This window comes from Phormidium tenue FACHB-1050 (assembly GCF_014696925.1).
GTDB lineage: Bacteria > Cyanobacteriota > Cyanobacteriia > Pseudanabaenales > Pseudanabaenaceae > Pseudanabaena.
Window position 1 is genome coordinate 1 of record NZ_JACJQY010000029.1, and the last position, 15,524, is coordinate 15,524.

At 41.9% G+C, this 15,524-nt stretch carries 16 protein-coding genes; 12 read left to right on the forward strand and 4 right to left on the reverse strand.

The window, feature by feature from the left end; translation table 11 throughout:
* Window positions 1-308 precede the first annotated feature (308 nt).
* The 4 genes from H6G05_RS16435 to H6G05_RS16450 are packed head-to-tail and all read left to right on the forward strand — an operon-like array spanning window position 309 to window position 4,233.
* Entirely contained in the window at window positions 309-482 is a 174-nt protein-coding gene (locus tag H6G05_RS16435; RefSeq protein WP_181016079.1) for a hypothetical protein, read from the forward strand.
* Complete coding sequence (locus tag H6G05_RS16440) at window positions 479-2,554, forward strand: AAA family ATPase (RefSeq protein WP_190579427.1); 2,076 nt, start codon at window positions 479-481, stop codon at window positions 2,552-2,554. Before H6G05_RS16435 ends, H6G05_RS16440 begins: the two co-directional genes overlap by 4 nt.
* Window positions 2,547-3,200 (forward strand): Uma2 family endonuclease, encoded by a 654-nt coding sequence (locus tag H6G05_RS16445; protein ID WP_190579429.1) that lies wholly within the window; start codon window positions 2,547-2,549, stop codon window positions 3,198-3,200. The genes H6G05_RS16440 and H6G05_RS16445 overlap by 8 nt, the downstream gene beginning before the upstream one ends.
* 4 nt (window positions 3,201-3,204) lie before the next feature.
* Window positions 3,205-4,233 carry a PDDEXK nuclease domain-containing protein gene (locus H6G05_RS16450; protein ID WP_190579431.1) on the forward strand — a complete coding sequence of 343 codons (1,029 nt, stop codon included), beginning with the start codon at window positions 3,205-3,207 and terminating at the stop codon, window positions 4,231-4,233.
* Window positions 4,234-4,324: 91 nt separating this feature from the next.
* On the opposite strand, the gene H6G05_RS16455 is transcribed toward H6G05_RS16450, so the two are convergent.
* The gene (locus tag H6G05_RS16455) at window positions 4,325-4,546 is read right to left on the reverse strand and encodes a hypothetical protein (protein ID WP_190579433.1); all 222 of its coding nucleotides are present in this window, start codon (window positions 4,544-4,546) and stop codon (window positions 4,325-4,327) included.
* Between the two features lie 225 nt (window positions 4,547-4,771).
* Here H6G05_RS16455 and H6G05_RS16460 point away from each other — a divergent pair, with 225 nt between their 5' ends.
* Both H6G05_RS16460 and H6G05_RS16465 read left to right on the forward strand, forming a co-directional pair.
* Complete coding sequence (locus H6G05_RS16460; protein ID WP_190579435.1) at window positions 4,772-5,230, forward strand: DNA phosphorothioation-associated protein 4; 459 nt, start codon at window positions 4,772-4,774, stop codon at window positions 5,228-5,230.
* A complete protein-coding gene (locus tag H6G05_RS16465) occupies window positions 5,227-6,198 on the forward strand; it encodes an HNH endonuclease (protein ID WP_190579437.1) in 972 nt (323 codons plus the stop codon). The genes H6G05_RS16460 and H6G05_RS16465 overlap by 4 nt, the downstream gene beginning before the upstream one ends.
* Here H6G05_RS16465 and H6G05_RS16470 read toward each other — a convergent pair.
* Window positions 6,195-6,416 carry a helix-turn-helix domain-containing protein gene (locus tag H6G05_RS16470; protein WP_055074264.1) on the reverse strand — a complete coding sequence of 74 codons (222 nt, stop codon included), beginning with the start codon at window positions 6,414-6,416 and terminating at the stop codon, window positions 6,195-6,197. The two genes, H6G05_RS16465 and H6G05_RS16470, sit on opposite strands and share 4 nt — an antisense overlap.
* 151 nt (window positions 6,417-6,567) lie before the next feature.
* Between H6G05_RS16470 and H6G05_RS16475 the strand changes: the two genes are divergently transcribed.
* From H6G05_RS16475 to dndE, 6 genes are all read left to right on the forward strand, one after another.
* A complete protein-coding gene (locus H6G05_RS16475; protein ID WP_190579439.1) occupies window positions 6,568-6,753 on the forward strand; it encodes a hypothetical protein in 186 nt (61 codons plus the stop codon).
* A 76-nt stretch (window positions 6,754-6,829) separates the two neighbouring features.
* Complete coding sequence (locus tag H6G05_RS16480; protein WP_322096380.1) at window positions 6,830-8,377, forward strand: AAA-like domain-containing protein; 1,548 nt, start codon at window positions 6,830-6,832, stop codon at window positions 8,375-8,377.
* Between the two features lie 38 nt (window positions 8,378-8,415).
* On the forward strand, window positions 8,416-9,963 hold the full coding sequence (locus H6G05_RS16485) for an ATP-binding protein (protein ID WP_322096381.1): 1,548 nt from the start codon (window positions 8,416-8,418) through the stop codon (window positions 9,961-9,963).
* 120 nt (window positions 9,964-10,083) lie between these two features.
* Window positions 10,084-11,700 (forward strand): DNA phosphorothioation system sulfurtransferase DndC, encoded by a 1,617-nt coding sequence (dndC, locus tag H6G05_RS16490; protein ID WP_190579442.1) that lies wholly within the window; start codon window positions 10,084-10,086, stop codon window positions 11,698-11,700.
* Window positions 11,697-13,688 (forward strand): DNA sulfur modification protein DndD, encoded by a 1,992-nt coding sequence (gene dndD / locus H6G05_RS16495; protein ID WP_190579444.1) that lies wholly within the window; start codon window positions 11,697-11,699, stop codon window positions 13,686-13,688. The genes dndC and dndD overlap by 4 nt, the downstream gene beginning before the upstream one ends.
* Before the next feature lie 36 nt (window positions 13,689-13,724).
* A complete protein-coding gene (gene dndE, locus H6G05_RS16500; protein ID WP_190579445.1) occupies window positions 13,725-14,117 on the forward strand; it encodes a DNA sulfur modification protein DndE in 393 nt (130 codons plus the stop codon).
* A gap of 65 nt (window positions 14,118-14,182) precedes the next feature.
* Here the strand turns inward: dndE and H6G05_RS16505 are convergent, their stop codons facing one another.
* Together H6G05_RS16505 and H6G05_RS16510 are read right to left on the reverse strand one after the other, a co-directional pair.
* Window positions 14,183-14,830: a hypothetical protein gene (locus H6G05_RS16505; RefSeq protein WP_190579447.1), complete on the reverse strand. Its 648-nt coding sequence runs from the start codon at window positions 14,828-14,830 to the stop codon at window positions 14,183-14,185.
* A 78-nt stretch (window positions 14,831-14,908) separates the two neighbouring features.
* Window positions 14,909-15,481, reverse strand: a complete 573-nt coding sequence (locus tag H6G05_RS16510; RefSeq protein ID WP_190579449.1) for a Uma2 family endonuclease — start codon at window positions 15,479-15,481, stop codon at window positions 14,909-14,911.
* Between the last annotated feature and the right edge of the window lie 43 nt (window positions 15,482-15,524).

The window sequence follows — 15,524 nt, forward strand, 5'->3', positions numbered from 1 at the left end:
TCTCTGTCTCAAGTTCTTCGCTGTAATAACCCAAAATTATTCCTTTTCTTTCTTTGTCTGAGATTATCCTAATTTGCACAAGTTATTTGTTTTTCATTCCTAACGGTGGTGAGGCTAGACTAAAGTTATTGGATTTACAACAACGCTATGGGTTGATGGATTTATAGTATTTGCATCGTAAGGGCAATTCATGAATTGCCCTTACGATTCGTTCTTTTGTATAAAGCATATTTGTCCGACAACTTGCAGATTCATGAAAATTTAGGCTTTATCTGAGATAAAATCGATAAACGTATGAGTATTTGGAAATGAGTAAAGTTCAAAGTCTAAGTAGTCTTCATGAGCCAATTGAAAAAGCTCCACCTGAAGTTCAACAAATTATTCGTAATGTCTTAAAGATCGAAAAGGATCGGCTCGACAAAAATGAATTGGGGCGGATTAATGAGGATATTCTCAAAATTGTTAAGGAAGCTGTGCAATGAAGCTAATCTCGATCAAGCTGTTTAATTTTCGCTGTTTTTATCAACAAACGCCTGAGATCGTATTGGCAAGACTGGACGATCGCAATATCACGATCATGCATGGAAACAATGGCACGGGTAAAACCTCGCTGCTCAATGCTTTTACATGGGTGTTATACGAAAAATTCACCTCAGCCTTTGGCGACTCTGAACAGCTCGTCAATCGTCAGGCGATCGCGGAATCACAATTAAATCAGCCTGTGGAATGCTGGGCAGAAGTTTTATTTGAGCATGATGCTAAGCGTTATCGGGTGCGGCGGTTAACTCGCGCCTATCAGCTTGCTAATAATGGCGAGAAAAATATTCAGTACAACAAAAGTGAGTTGTTTTTGCAAGTGGCGGGGGATGATGGACGTTGGGTGACTCAAAATCATCCTGAAGCCGTAATTAATGGCATTTTACCGAAGAGTTTGCATCAGTACTTCTTTTTTGATGGTGAGCGAATTGAGCAAATCGTGAGATCGGACAATCGCAATGAGATTGCGGAAGCAACCAAAAAGCTTTTGGGTGTGCAGGTTTTGGACAATGCGATTAAACATCTTAAAGAAGCTAGAAAGTCCCTTGAGGATGAACTCAAAAGTATTGGCGATGCTCAAACTAAAACCCTGATTTCGCAAAAGCAGAATCTAGAGAGTAATAGCACTGAATTTGAAGTAAGAATCAAGGAAATCGAACAGGAACTAGAAGCACAAAACCAACTAAAGATATCTTGCAATCAACGATTGACAGAATTGGGTGGTATTGATGAAATCCAAAAGCGGCGTGAGGCTCTTGAACAACAAGAACGGGAAAACCGCAGTAATTTACGAGGTTTAAAGAACCAACTAAAGACAGATATTTCTACCAAGGGCTATAGTGTATTTCTGACGGGTGCGATCGCAGATTTTCGAGAGTTAGTAGGTGGTCTGCATGAACGGGGTGAATTGCCTGCGGATATCAAACAGACCTTTGTGATTGATCTATTAGAACGGCGCAAATGCATCTGTGGTGCAGCATTACATGATGGTTCTCCTAATTATGAACAGGTCAAGTCTTGGCTAGAGAAAGCTGGGTTAGCGGATGTGGAAACTGCAACTTTGAAGCTAGAAGGTTTTGTTGATGAAGTGGAGAAACAGGCTACAGATCTTTGGCAGAGTATTGATACTAAGCAAGCAAGTATCAGTAATGTAAAAAATACTCTTTCTCGTCTTGAGTTAGAGTTAGAAGCAATTAGCGACCAGTTACGCAAGAGTCCCATTGAGGATGTTCGTAACATGAAAGCTCGCCTTGATGAGATCGATCGCAAGGTTGAAGATTTAACCTTAGAGAAAGGTAAAAAGCTCCAGAAATGGACTGATTATCAAGGGCAAATTGAAAATCTTCAGAAGCAAATTAAGAGCAGTAAGCAAAATGAAGGTAAGCAAAGGCTTGCTCAGAAACGCATTGATGCGGCGCAACAAGCGATCGATCTCCTGAGTGAGTTAAAAACCAATCGTAATGAGCTATTCCGCAAGCAATTGGAAACTCGGATCTGTGAAATCTTTAGCCAGATCTCGTTCAAAGCGCAAACACCGAGACTGAGTGAAAAATATGAACTTAGCTTAGTGGAAACTGTGGCTGGTCAAGAGGTTCAGTCGGGTGCTTCAACAGGGGAGAATCAGATTCTCAGTTTATCTTTTATCGGTAGCATCATCGATCGCGTGAGGGAATGGAGTAAGTCTGGTTTAGTGATGGGGCCAGATAGCAGTACTTTCCCGATGGTAATGGATTCGCCCTTTGGGAGTCTAGATGAAATTTACCGTCGGCAGGTGGCAAGATTGATTCCTCAGTTGGCAAACCAGCTTGTAGTGATGGTTTCTAAAACCCAGTGGCGGGTGGAAGTTGAAGAAGAGATGACTTCCCGCATTGGCAAGGAATATGTGTTTGTATTCAACTCTAATAAACCTGACACCCAAACCGATGACATCGTTCTCTATGGCAAGAGCTATCCGTTAGTGCGAAAGAGTGCCTATGATTATGAATATACCGAAGTCTTGGAGGTGAATCATGGTTAATACAACTACGGCTCCTAAAGCAGAAATTGTCAGCGATCGCTGGGTTAAGGCAACGTGGGACGAGTTTTTAGCGCTTGCAGACGATCCTAAGTTGGAGACAGGTAGATTTTATTATGACAATCATAAAATGAGGATTGAGATGTCACCAGTTGGACCAATACATGCCCATGAAAACTCCATTGTTTCTAATGTGGTTCGGCTCTTTGCGACGATTAGAAATATTCACATCTATGAATATACAAATTGTAGTTTTAGAAAAAAAGGCGAGAGTGAATGTCAGCCAGATATTGCCTTTTATCTAGGGGCTGACTTGAAGTTGCCACCTCGCAATAATGCACCTGTGGATCTCAATAAGTTTGATTTGCCAACTCTGATTGTGGAAATCTCTTCAACAACGCTGCAAGATGATTTGGGATATAAGCGCTTATTGTATGAGCGTTTAGGGATTCTAGAATATTGGGTGGTGAATGCTCAAACTTCTGAGGTGTTTGCTTTTACAATCGCTGATGGACGTAGCGGCATAGTTGAGCGCTCTCAAGTTCTCGAAGGTTTGGAAATTACCACGGTACAAGAGGCACTTAAACGCAGTCAAACTGAAGATGATGGCGCGATCGCGAGATGGCTATTGCAAACTTTTAATGGGTAGGGATATGGCAGGCGATTCTGTAAGTTTATCTGATACCTATAATGAGTTATTAATTGAGATAAAGCAACGGATTCGGACTGCTCAATATGAGGCTTTGAGAGCGGTTAATCGAGAACTAGTAATGCTTTATTGGGATCTTGGCAGGATGATTGTCACTCGTCAGCAGGGAGAAACTTGGGGAAAGTCGGTTGTGGAGCAGTTGGCTAAAGATTTGCAAGCTGAGTTTCAAGGTGTCAGTGGGTTTTCTGCGGCTAACCTTTGGCGAATGAGACTTTTTTATCAAACTTATGGTGACAATGAAAAACTCGCGCCAATGGTGCGAGAAATTGGATGGTCGCATAATTTAGTCATTATGGAGAAATGCGAAGATGATTTAGAGCGTGAGTTTTATTTGCGGATGACGCGCAAGTTTGGCTGGACAAAAAATGTGTTGATTCACCAAATCGAGAATCAAACCTATGAAAAGACTTTGCTGAATCAGACAAATTTTGATGTGACTCTATCGGAGGATATTCGCGATCGCGCAAAGTTGGCGATTAAGGACGAATACACCTTTGATTTTCTAGAATTGGGTGATGAACATAGTGAGAGGCAGCTTGAGGCGGCGATTTTAGCTCAGGTTGAGCCATTTTTGCGAGAGATGGGTGGGATGTTTGCGTTTGTGGGTAGTCAGTATCGGTTAGAGGTGGGAGACGATGAGTATTTTATCGATTTGCTGCTGTATCATCGGCATTTGCGCTGTTTGGTAGCGGTTGAGTTGAAGATTGGGAAGTTTAAGCCTGAGTATGTGGGTAAGATGCAGTTTTATTTGGCGGTATTGGATGATAAGGTGCGGATGGTGGATGAGAGGCAATCGATAGGAATTATTCTGTGTAAGTCGAAGGAGCAGACGATTGTGGAATATGCTTTGAAGGATGCGAGTAAGCCTATTGGGGTGGCAACTTATCGGTTATCAACGCTGCCGAAGGAGTTGAGGAATCAGTTGCCTGCGCCTGAGCAGGTGGCGATGTTGTTAAATGGTATTGAGGAGTAATACTGGGTCAATTTTTACCCAAATATCCATATCGCCTGTAGCTCTTACAAACCCGTAGTAACCAACTGCATAACCGCCAATTAATAAGTATTCAAATTGAAGGAAGTTTAGCAATCTCAAAAACTCTTTGAAGTCTGGAGGTATTTGGATCATAGCCGTACATTACTTGACGTAGATATTCTAGGGCAATTAATCGCTCTTTTGGGCTTTTCAGAAGCCAATATGCACGATCTTCTTTGTCCTCATCATTTAAGTTCGCAATGCTAAGTGTAGATAGGTTAAATTTAAAATTCTCAGAGTTAGTGCTGCTCATTTAAATTGATTTGAAGAAATAATATATTCAGGTAAAATATATAAAGATTATAACGCACTGTAAAAGATGATCGCTTGTTGATGATGGCTGGTTTGATGGTGACTGAAGTTAATGAATTGATCGCTTGTGTGTAAGATGTTTTTAGATTGGGTATCAAGGAATAAGTAAGAATGGCTGATGCAAGGGTAAAGATCGCGAAGGATAAAGCGGAGTTTGGGGCAGATAATGAGCATTCGTAGAGTCTATATTGCTGAAGATAAAGCTGAATTGGTACGTTCTTTAAGATCTGCTGAAAATCCTACTGCGCCATTTCAGACCTATGCTGACGTGATGACTTTTGCGGCTGTCCTTGGGGCTAAGCGAGGAAAAAAGCTTCCTCTTGGTAAAACATCAAGAAAAGAACCCGATCCTATTCCTCAAGATCAGTTTGTAGCTAGAGGCTATGAACCTGTAATTAATTTAATTGCGATCGCCCATACCAAAGATCCTAAAAGTCTTGCCCTTGACGAAGAATCTGGAAATATCCGCGTTCAAATCTTTGAAGAGTATGCCAATGGAGGTCTTGAAGTTTTACAGAACACTTTACAAGGAAGTGTGGACTATACAGATGCAATTTTGTTGATGCTGTTAGCTGAAAAAGATCAAGAATCTTTAGAAGATTTCGATTTGAGTAGATTTCTATGAGCAAAGATTTACTGTACTATTCCAAAAAGTTTGCGAAGTTGCGTGTAGACCGTGTGCGGGGAATTGCACCTCATAAACCAATATTGCTTTTATCTGCGATCGCGCTAATCCAACAGGGAATAATCAGACAAAATCGAATATTTTTATCACCTGAATTAATCGCCACATTTCTCAAATACTGGAGTTTTTTGGGTTCAGAATCCCATCGTTCAGATATTGCTCAGCCCTTCTTTCATCTTCAAAGTGAAGGCTTTTGGCATCTAAAAGCAAAGGCTGGATTTGAACCTGTAATTAACTCTAAAGTGAAAATCAAAACCTTAAATGGGTTGAGAGATTCGGTGCAATATGCTTACTTTGATGACGAACTTTTTGAGTTAATTCAGAATCTATCATCAAGAAATAGTTTGATTGATATCCTTGTAAGTACTTGGTTTTCTGATAAATCGTCACAAATTGAACAACTTTTTCAAATCAACTCTTTTCAAGAATTTCAAGATCGCTTACGAGATAGAGGTGGTGCTGTCTATTCAGTTGATGAAGTAGAAGATGAATCTAAATTAATTGTGCGAGATGCAGCATTCCGTAGAATAGTTGTCTCTGCCTATGAATATCGATGTGCATTTTGTGAGTTACGGGTTCTCAATTCTCTAAATCAACATATCGTTGATGGAGCGCATATCAAGCCATTCTCACAGTTTCGAGATGATCGCTTTGATAATGGGCTTTCCCTTTGCAAAAATCATCACTGGGCTTTTGATCGTGGTTGGTTTACGGTTGATGATGACTATCGAATAGTTGTCTCTAATGATCTTAGGGAAGAATCACCTCACGCCCAGACAATGCGAGATTTTCACGGTCAGAATATCGTTTTGCCAGCACAACAAAGCTATTTGCCAAGAATTGAAGCTTTACGATGGCATCGAGAAAATGTTTTTAATCAAGGCGATCAACTCTTTTTAGAGTACTAGTCGCTCATATACAGATTCTTAAATTCTTTTGCTGCGTTGGGATTAATTTTTTCTAGCGCTGCAACAATCCGTAAAACCGTTTCAGAGTTAGGATCTCTAACTTCATTGATCCAACGATAAATATTTGAACGACCAACGCCTAAAGCATTAGCCAGATTTGTTTGGCTAATACTGTATTTTTCAAGAACTTGTCCGAGTGTTTTACCTGCTTTACCCATACCTTTGATCGTGTCAGAGGATGTTAAGCCTGTAAAGAAACGTGTCCAAATGGACTACAAGAGTGTATAATTTTGTAGTCCATTTGGAGTCGTTTATTCAATTTGTAGACTAATTGGACTACGAAACTTTTACTATTTAATTACTAACGTCATGAGCTACCAAGAAATGCTTCACCCTTGGGCGATCGCTCGTCCTCTCCCCAATAATATTCAAAGCGTAATCGTAGGAAGATTTCGGCGCAGAGTAGACGCAGAAGAACATTTAAAGTTTTTACGGAAGCGCATCCCTGCGGTTAAATTCTTTATTGTTTTTGATTGTCAGACAAATCTGCTGTGATGCAGTGAATTAGAAAGTGGCGCTAGTGCGTTGCTATATATTGAAAGAGTATATGATGCCCTGTTAAATAGCTAACATGATGAAGAAATGGTTTAATACCGCAGGTCCTTGTAAAGCTGACATTCACTATATGCTACCCGCAAGCGATCGCCTGCCAGAGCTAGAGCAGTTAATTGCCCAAGAAAATTACTTCGTCATCCATGCCCCAAGACAAACAGGCAAAACTACAGCCATGATGTCATTAGCGCAGGAGCTAACCGCTAGTGGTCGATATACATCGGTGATGCTATCTCTTGAAGTTGGTGCAGTATTTTCTGACGACGTAGGAGCAGCCGAACTCGCTATTTTAGACGAATGGAAGCAATCAATACGGTTTCGCTTGCCCAAAGAACTTCAACCACAACAATGGTTAGAAGCAGACGCAGGCGCAAGAATTGGTACAAACTTAAGCAACTGGGCAGAACAATCATCCCGCCCGTTAGTCGTCTTTTTAGATGAAATTGACGCTTTGAGCAATGAAACATTAATTTCTGTATTAAGGCAATTAAGATCGGGTTTCCCAAATCGTCCACAAGGCTTTCCCCAGTCAGTTGCTTTAGTAGGAATGCGCGATGTCCGTGATTATAAATATGCATCAGGAGGAGGCGAGAGACTCAATACCTCAAGCCCCTTTAACATCAAAGTGCGTTCCTTCACGCTGAGTAATTTTAGCCTTGAAGAAGTCAGAAATCTCTATCAACAACATACAGAAGCCACAGGACAAATATTTACACCAGAGGCAATAGATTTAGCATTCCATTTAACACAGGGACAGCCATGGCTCGTCAATGCGATCGCCAAGGAAATCACCGAATATATCGCCAAAGATCCCAATACTCCAATTACACCTGAATTAGTAAACCAAGCCAAAGAGATTTTAATTCAAAGACAAGATACCCACTTAGATAGCCTAGCTGAAAGATTGCGAGAAGAACGAGTCAGAGCCATCATTCAGCCAATCCTTGCTGGGCAGGAATTACCAGATGTGCCACAGGATGACGTGCGCTATGTTTTGGATTTAGGCTTGTGTAGTAACGAGAATGGATTGGCGATCGCTAATCCCATTTATCAAGAGGTACTGCCCAGAGTACTTGCCTATGTGACATCTGCTTCTATGGGATACATTCAACCAATTTGGCTAACTGAACAGGGTGAATTTGTACCTGAACGCTTATTAGAGTCATTTCTAGAATTTTGGCGACAGCATGGAGAGCCACTGTTTAAAAGCACCCCCTATCCAGAGATTGCGCCCCATTTAGTATTGATGGCTTTTTTGCATCGGGTGGTCAATGGTAAGGGAACTTTGGAACGCGAATATGCGATCGGTTCGGGAAGAATGGATTTATGTTTACGCTATGGCAAGGTTACTTTGGGAATGGAGTTAAAAGTATGGCGCGACAAGAAACCAGACCCACTTAACGAAGGCTTAAAGCAATTGGATAAATATCTATCGGGATTGAATTTAGATACGGGTTGGTTAGTAATTTTTGATCGCCGTGAGGGTTTGCCACCACTCAGCGATCGCACTACTACAGAAAGAGCAATCAGTCCCGCAGGGCGAAATATTACCGTAATTCGGGGATAAACAGTTCTGCTAAGTTTGAATTATATTAAATAACTAAGATGATGAAAAAATGGTTTAATACCGCAGGTCCTTGTCAAGCAGACATTCACTATATGCTGCCAGCAAGCGATCGCCTACCCGAATTAGTTGATCTAATCGATCAGCGAAATTACTTCGTCATCCATGCCCCAAGGCAGACGGGCAAAACTACTGCCATGATGTCATTAGCGCAGGAGCTAACCGCCAGTGGCAAATATTGCGCCGTTATGGTATCAGCAGAAGTAGGGTCAGCATTTCCCGATGAACCCGAAAAAGCAGAACAAGCAATCCTATCAGCATGGCGAGATGCAGCAGATTTTTGGTTGACAGACAAATTAAAACCACCCATTCACAATCCTAATCAACCGCCACAACGCATCGGTAATTTTTTAAAAGTATGGGCAGAGACTTCACCCCGACCATTAGTTATATTTATTGACGAAATAGATTCCCTCCAAAATCAAACTTTAATAACAGTATTGCGACAGCTAAGAGATGGGTTTCCCCGTCGTCCACAGGGATTTCCGCAGTCAGTTGCTTTAGTAGGAATGCGCGATGTCCGTGATTATAAATATGCATCAGGAGGAGGCGAGAGACTCAATACCTCAAGCCCCTTTAACATCAAAGTACGTTCCTTCACACTGAGTAATTTTAGCCTTGCAGAAGTCAGAAATCTCTATCAACAACATACAGAAGCCACAGGTCAACTATTTACACCAGAAGCAATAGATTTAGCATTTTACTTAACACAGGGTCAGCCTTGGCTCGTCAATGCGATCGCCAAGGAAATCACCGAATATATCGCCAAAGATCCCAATACTCTAATTACATCTGAATTAGTATCCCAAGCCAAAGAGATTTTAATTCAAAGACAAGATACCCATTTAGATAGCCTAGCTGAAAGATTGCGAGAAGAACGAGTCAGAGCCATCATTCAGCCCATCCTTGCTGGGCAGGAATTACCAGATGTGCCACAGGATGACGTGCGCTATGTTTTGGATTTAGGCTTGTGTAGTAACGAGAATGGATTAGCGATCGCTAATCCCATTTATCAAGAGGTACTGCCCAGAGTGCTTGCCTATGTGACATCTGCTTCTATGGGATACATTCAACCAATTTGGCTAAACGAACAGGGTGAATTTCTACCTGAACGCTTGTTAGAGTCATTTCTAGAATTTTGGCGACAGCATGGAGAACCATTGTTTAAAAGCACCCCCTATCCAGAGATTGCACCCCATTTAGTGTTGATGGCTTTTTTGCATCGGGTGGTCAATGGTAAAGGGACATTAGAACGCGAATATGCGATCGGTTCGGGAAGAATGGATTTATGTTTACGCTATGGCAAGGTGACTTTGGGAATGGAGTTAAAAGTATGGCGAGACAAGAAACCAGATCCACTTAATGAAGGCTTAAAACAATTAGATAAATATCTATCGGGATTGAATTTAGATACGGGTTGGCTAGTAATTTTTGATCGCCGTGAGGGTTTGCCACCACTCAGCGATCGCACTACTACAGAAAGAGCAGTCAGTCCCGCAGGTCGAAATATTACCGTGATTCGGGGATAAATAATTTGCTAATTCTAATTTGCCAATTCACAGGCTTTAGTTTTCATCTTGCCATTTGTAGTCCATTTGGACTACAACAGTAATAGGGATATCCCGAAAAACAAGGCAAATCTACCAACCATGACCGAACCACAACGCACTGCACCCCAGTTAATCGAAGACATCAAAGCCCTGATAACTGAGATCCAGCAGTTGTATTGCCATGATGAAATCCCTTGGATTATTGGCTATTCAGGCGGCAAAGACTCTACCGCCACCCTCCAACTCGTTTGGCTAGCCCTCCAACAACTACCAAGCGATCGCCGCACCAAACAGATTCATGTGATCACCACCGACACTCGCGTTGAAAACCCCATCGTCGCTGCATGGGTCAAGCGATCAATCGCCAATATGCAAGCCGCCGCCACTGAGCAAGACTTACCAATTTCTGCAAATTTACTAGTCCCCGATGTCAAAGACACCTTCTGGGTGAATCTCATCGGCAAAGGCTACCCCGCACCCCGCAATGGCTTTAGATGGTGTACCGAACGCCTCAAAATCAAACCATCTAACCAATTTGTCCAAAACGTTGTCCGCGCCAAAGGCGAAGTAATCATTGTCCTTGGCACACGCAAAGCCGAAAGCTCTAGGCGATCGCGATCGATGAGCGATCACGAAATGGGTAGCATAGGAGATCGCATTGGTGACAGTAATCTCACCTCCCTGCTTTATAGCGGCAGCCTACCCAACTCACTGATCTATAGCCCCATTGCCGACTGGAGCAACAGTGAAGTATGGCTATACCTCATGCAATATCCCAACCCTTGGGGCAATAGCAATCAAGACCTCTTCACCATGTATCGCGGCGCAACCGCCGACAATGAATGTCCTCTGGTAATCGATAGCAATACACCTAGCTGTGGTGACTCCCGCTTTGGTTGTTGGGTCTGCACCCTCGTCAATAAAGACAAATCGATGGAAGCAATGATCCTCAATGATGACGAAAAAGAATGGATGCAGCCCATGCTAGATCTACGCAATGCCCTCGATAGCCCCGATGACTGGGACAAACGTGACTTTCGCCGTATGAGTGGCAATGTACAGCTATTTACCCACAACAGCGACGGCAAACAAGAAGTCAAGCCGATCCCCGGTCCTTACACCAAAAAATGGCGCGAACATTGGCTGAGGGAATTACTCAAAGCGCAAACCGAAGCACGTAAAAATGCTCCTCCTGAAATGCAAGCGATCGAACTCATTACTCAAGCTGAACTTAGCGAAATTAGACGAATTTGGCGTGAAGATAAACATGAATTTGATGACGCACTGCCCCATATTTATCTCGAAGTAACAGGCGAAAAATTCCAAGATATAAACAATCCCAACAATCAAAGCTTGCTAGGAGCCGATGAGTGGGAAATTCTAGCGCGACTCTGCGGCGACAATGCCATGCACCTCGAACTCACCACCAAACTGCTCAGCGTTGAAAAGCAACATTATGGCAAAATGCGCCGCGTCGGTATCTATGAAGCCCTCGAAAAATGCTTTGAAACCAGTTCGCGATCGCCAGAAGAAGCAATTCAAAATGCCCATAGGGTCAAAAATATAAAAGATGCAGCGGAGGAAGGAGATGCTAATAAAGTTCGTCAACTTGCGCTAGGGCAACCAGTCAAACCAGCCGAATCAGAGTCTCCCCAAAAAGCTAATAGTTGGGCATCTATGAAATTTGGCTCCCCAGTTGCAGAGGTACAGTCTTGATTTTTCGCGAATTAACCCTGCAAAATTTTGGTGCTTATCAAGGAAAGCACACGATCAATCTTTCTGTTGATGTCAGTCAAGACCATCCACCGATTGTTCTTTTAGGCGGCTTAAATGGTGGGGGTAAAACGACCTTTATTGATGCCATCCGACTGGCTCTATATGGTGCAAAAGCCCAATGCTCCACAAGAGGCAACCTAAACTATGGCGAATTTCTCTCTCAAAGCGTCAATCGTGAAGCCAAAATCGGCGAAGAAGCAGCGATCGAATTAGTCTTTGAACAAGCTAGTTTCAATAAATCCGAACTGCGCCAAGTACCTATCTCGATTTCCCGTCGCTGGACACAGCAACCCAAAAATGGGCGCGATATTTTAGAAGTCCGTGTTGATGGCTGGAATAACGAAACCCTGACTAATACATGGGATGAATTTATCGAAGAAATAATGCCCATCGGTATTTCGGGTCTATTTCTATTTGATGGAGAACAAGTGCGAGAACTTGCACTGCAAGACACTCCCACACAGGGCATTGTTGATGCTATTCGCACAATTCTCGGATTAGAGCTAGTCGATCGCTTAGAAATTGATTTAGAAGTCTTATCCAGCAAAAAACGGCGTGAATCATCTGATATAGAAGCTTTTAGTAAACTTACAGAGATAGAAGCCCTAATTGCCCAACAATCCGCAGAAATTGATTTAGAAGCTGCCCATAAAAGTCAACTAGAAAACGACTTAGAACAAGCCAAAGTTAATCTTGCGGAAGCCGAACGTGAGTTTATGCGTAAAGGCGGAAAAGCGGCGGGAGATAAGCACGAATTGGAACAAAGCTATCAGAGACTTAAAGAAGAAGCCGATCAGCAAAGAAAAGCATTGCTAGATTTAGCAGAAACTTGTTTACCCCTGATGTTGATTAAATCGCCTCTGTTAGAACAAGCACTCTCCCAAAGCCAAAAAGAGCTACATCTGCAAAAAGCGAAAGCCGCCCTAGATCTGATCAAAGAACGCGATCGCAAACTATCAGAATTTGCTGAGCAGAACCTCCCTAAGAAGTACACTCGCTTAGTTCAAGAGTTTTTAGAAACTGAACTTGCCCAACTGGAAGATGAATCACAGGATGGAGAAATATGGCTGGGTAGTGATCTCGATCTAGTAAACTCGCTCTCAAATCTTTTAGAGCAGGATTTACCCAAAACCCTTTCTTTGTCTAGTAACGCATTGCAAAAACTAGAATCTTGCGATCGCGAAAGCTCTCAAATCCAAAATGTGATTGCCTCTGCGGCAAGTCCAGAAATCTATCAACAACTCTTACAAAAAAAAGAAGAAGCTGAAGCACTGTGTGAATCTTTAGTCAATCAACTAGATGATTCTCAACGATACTTAGCACTTTTAGAACGCAAGTTAGCTTCTAGTAAAAGAGAACTGGAAAATTATGGAACAACCATAGTCGCAAGAGGCAATCTAGAATTTTTCTTTCAGTCTGTTGTTAAAGTGCAATCAACAATGGATTCATTCAGAAGAGAACTTACTGCCCATAAAATCGCTCAACTAGAAAACAGTGTCACTGAATGTTTTCTCCATCTTTTACACAAATCTCGTCTTGTACATCGCATCACGATTGCGCCTGAAACCTTTCGTCTAGAGCTATACAATGCTGAAGGCAAGTCCATCCCCAAACATCGCCTTTCCGCAGGTGAAAAACAGATGTTAGCGATCGCCTTTTTATGGGGATTAGCCCGTGTTTCAGGATGCCAATTGCCCGTCGTCATTGACACACCTCTTGGTCGTCTAGACTCATCCCATCGTTTAAATCTGCTTGATCGCTATTTCCCCAATGCCAGCCAACAAGTGATTCTGCTTTCAACTGATACCGAAATCGGCAAAGAAGAAGTAACTCGCTTACGACAAAATCAACTAATCGCCCATGAATATATCCTAGATTACGATGAATCAATCAATCGGACTGAAGTGCGATCTGGATACTTCTGGTAACCAATCACCAATCACCAATCACCAATCATCTAACATATGGAACCCCCTATTGACCGCATCCGTATCTCCCAAAATGCCAGAGAGCAACTACTCAAACTCAAACGCTCTACCCATATCGAGAATTGGAATGTTCTCTGTCGATGGGCGCTATGTAAATCTTTAGCTGAACCAACTCCTCCATCAATTATTAATATTGTCACTGATAGCAATGTGGAAATGACTTGGCAAGTCTTTGCTGGCAACTTATCAGACATTCTCATAGTTGCTCTAAAACAACGCTGTCACAACGATGGACTTGGCACAGACAAAGAAACCCTTGCTACACAGTTTCGTTTACATCTCAATCGTGGCATTGGCTACTTATCAGGCGATCCAAATCTTAAAAAGATTGAGAACTTAATTCTTCTTGCTAGCCACGTTGAAGATTAGCACTTTATCAGGCTGCAAAAAATTGATGCTATGTCAATTGATGCTATGTCAATAGACACCTCAACCTACACAAAAGCTAGCTTTTTGGGTAGATTGTCAATACTAGAATTACACTTTTGCATATATCCTAGCCATGCAGCAAAAGCCCACTGGTAAACAACATCATAATTTGTCTTTAAATATTCTATCCATTCAGGATGTAATGAAATTGTTTCATCTTGATCGTTAATGTAGTATAAAGGCTTTTTGTCTTGAAAGCGATCGCAGGATAATGCGGCGATATTTTGATTTGTCTCACCACTTTTAACTCCCTTAAGTTCCATTTCAAAAAATGGTCTAATCAGACGATAAGGAGCAAATTTTTTTAACTCCTTAGTAGTACTTAACATTTTAGAAGCGATCGCCTTTCGCAACTCTTCTCCTGACAGATTTCTCCCAACTTCATCAAAAACATCAAATCTGCCAGCGATCATGTCCTTATTGCCAAACGATAACCGATGGGGATGATATGCCTGCCAAGCAATGACCAACATCTCAACCATAAGATCCTGTAGTGCAATAGGAGTATGATCAAATTTTCTTTGCTTCAGAATGTTCAACAACGCCAAGAAAAATAAATATTTGTAAGAGTTTGCTGTATGCGTAAATAGTTTTGAAAATGCTTCAATATTTAGCTGCTCGGACTTTGGTAATGCATTAGCGCCTTGACTCATTAACGATCTCCACTCAGTTTATTGTTAAAACACGTTGCAACAAGAATACATCGCACAGGTCAACAGCGGATCGCTCCATCATTTATATCTTTCCTGAAAAGCCAACATTGCTTCTAACTGTGACTCCATCAGCAAACATTGTTCCAAATGAGCAATATCCAAATCAGTTAAACATCCACTTGCTTCAACCTGTGCATATTCTCCATCCTGAAAGCGATAAATCCTGATCTTGCCGTCTTGCCAAAACCAAACCTCAGGAATATTTCTTAACTGGTACTTTCTTAGCTTTTTGACGCTGCCACTAGTCACCACAATCTCAATACATAAATCTGTAAGTTCAGGATTGTCACCAAATGCAAAAGATAAATCTGCTTGAAACTCTAACTTAGGCTCAATGGTTTGGGTATAAGCACCTGTACCAGTAAATCGAATCCGTTTAACTAAAAAATAGTAATTAAGCAACGCACCCAACAAGGTAGATACCATTTCATGCAGCAAACCAATGCCCACAATTTCTACTACTCCTTCGCAATAATTTAATCTTACTCCGCCAATTTCTGCAAACGTAGATTGCAGAGCCTTGAATTGCTCCCATGTCACAGCCTGCTTGACGAGGTATTGATCAGCCGTTTTAGTTAAAGTTAGAGTCATGGCTTAACCTTGGCAATTACTTGGGTAATGAAGTGTTACTAGT

Bases quoted from the DNA above. Each gene is read 5' to 3' on its own strand.
- H6G05_RS16435 (WP_181016079.1), top strand. From the start codon at position 309: ATGAGTAAAGTTCAAAGTCTAAGTAGTCTTCATGAGCCAATTGAAAAA.
- H6G05_RS16440 (WP_190579427.1), top strand. From the start codon at position 479: ATGAAGCTAATCTCGATCAAGCTGTTTAATTTTCGCTGTTTTTATCAA.
- H6G05_RS16445 (WP_190579429.1), top strand. From the start codon at position 2,547: ATGGTTAATACAACTACGGCTCCTAAAGCAGAAATTGTCAGCGATCGC.
- H6G05_RS16450 (WP_190579431.1), top strand. From the start codon at position 3,205: ATGGCAGGCGATTCTGTAAGTTTATCTGATACCTATAATGAGTTATTA.
- H6G05_RS16455 (WP_190579433.1), bottom strand. From the start codon at position 4,546: ATGAGCAGCACTAACTCTGAGAATTTTAAATTTAACCTATCTACACTT.
- H6G05_RS16460 (WP_190579435.1), top strand. From the start codon at position 4,772: ATGAGCATTCGTAGAGTCTATATTGCTGAAGATAAAGCTGAATTGGTA.
- H6G05_RS16465 (WP_190579437.1), top strand. From the start codon at position 5,227: ATGAGCAAAGATTTACTGTACTATTCCAAAAAGTTTGCGAAGTTGCGT.
- H6G05_RS16470 (WP_055074264.1), bottom strand. From the start codon at position 6,416: ATGGGTAAAGCAGGTAAAACACTCGGACAAGTTCTTGAAAAATACAGT.
- H6G05_RS16475 (WP_190579439.1), top strand. From the start codon at position 6,568: ATGAGCTACCAAGAAATGCTTCACCCTTGGGCGATCGCTCGTCCTCTC.
- H6G05_RS16480 (WP_322096380.1), top strand. From the start codon at position 6,830: ATGATGAAGAAATGGTTTAATACCGCAGGTCCTTGTAAAGCTGACATT.
- H6G05_RS16485 (WP_322096381.1), top strand. From the start codon at position 8,416: ATGATGAAAAAATGGTTTAATACCGCAGGTCCTTGTCAAGCAGACATT.
- dndC (WP_190579442.1), top strand. From the start codon at position 10,084: ATGACCGAACCACAACGCACTGCACCCCAGTTAATCGAAGACATCAAA.
- dndE (WP_190579445.1), top strand. From the start codon at position 13,725: ATGGAACCCCCTATTGACCGCATCCGTATCTCCCAAAATGCCAGAGAG.
- H6G05_RS16505 (WP_190579447.1), bottom strand. From the start codon at position 14,830: ATGAGTCAAGGCGCTAATGCATTACCAAAGTCCGAGCAGCTAAATATT.
- H6G05_RS16510 (WP_190579449.1), bottom strand. From the start codon at position 15,481: ATGACTCTAACTTTAACTAAAACGGCTGATCAATACCTCGTCAAGCAG.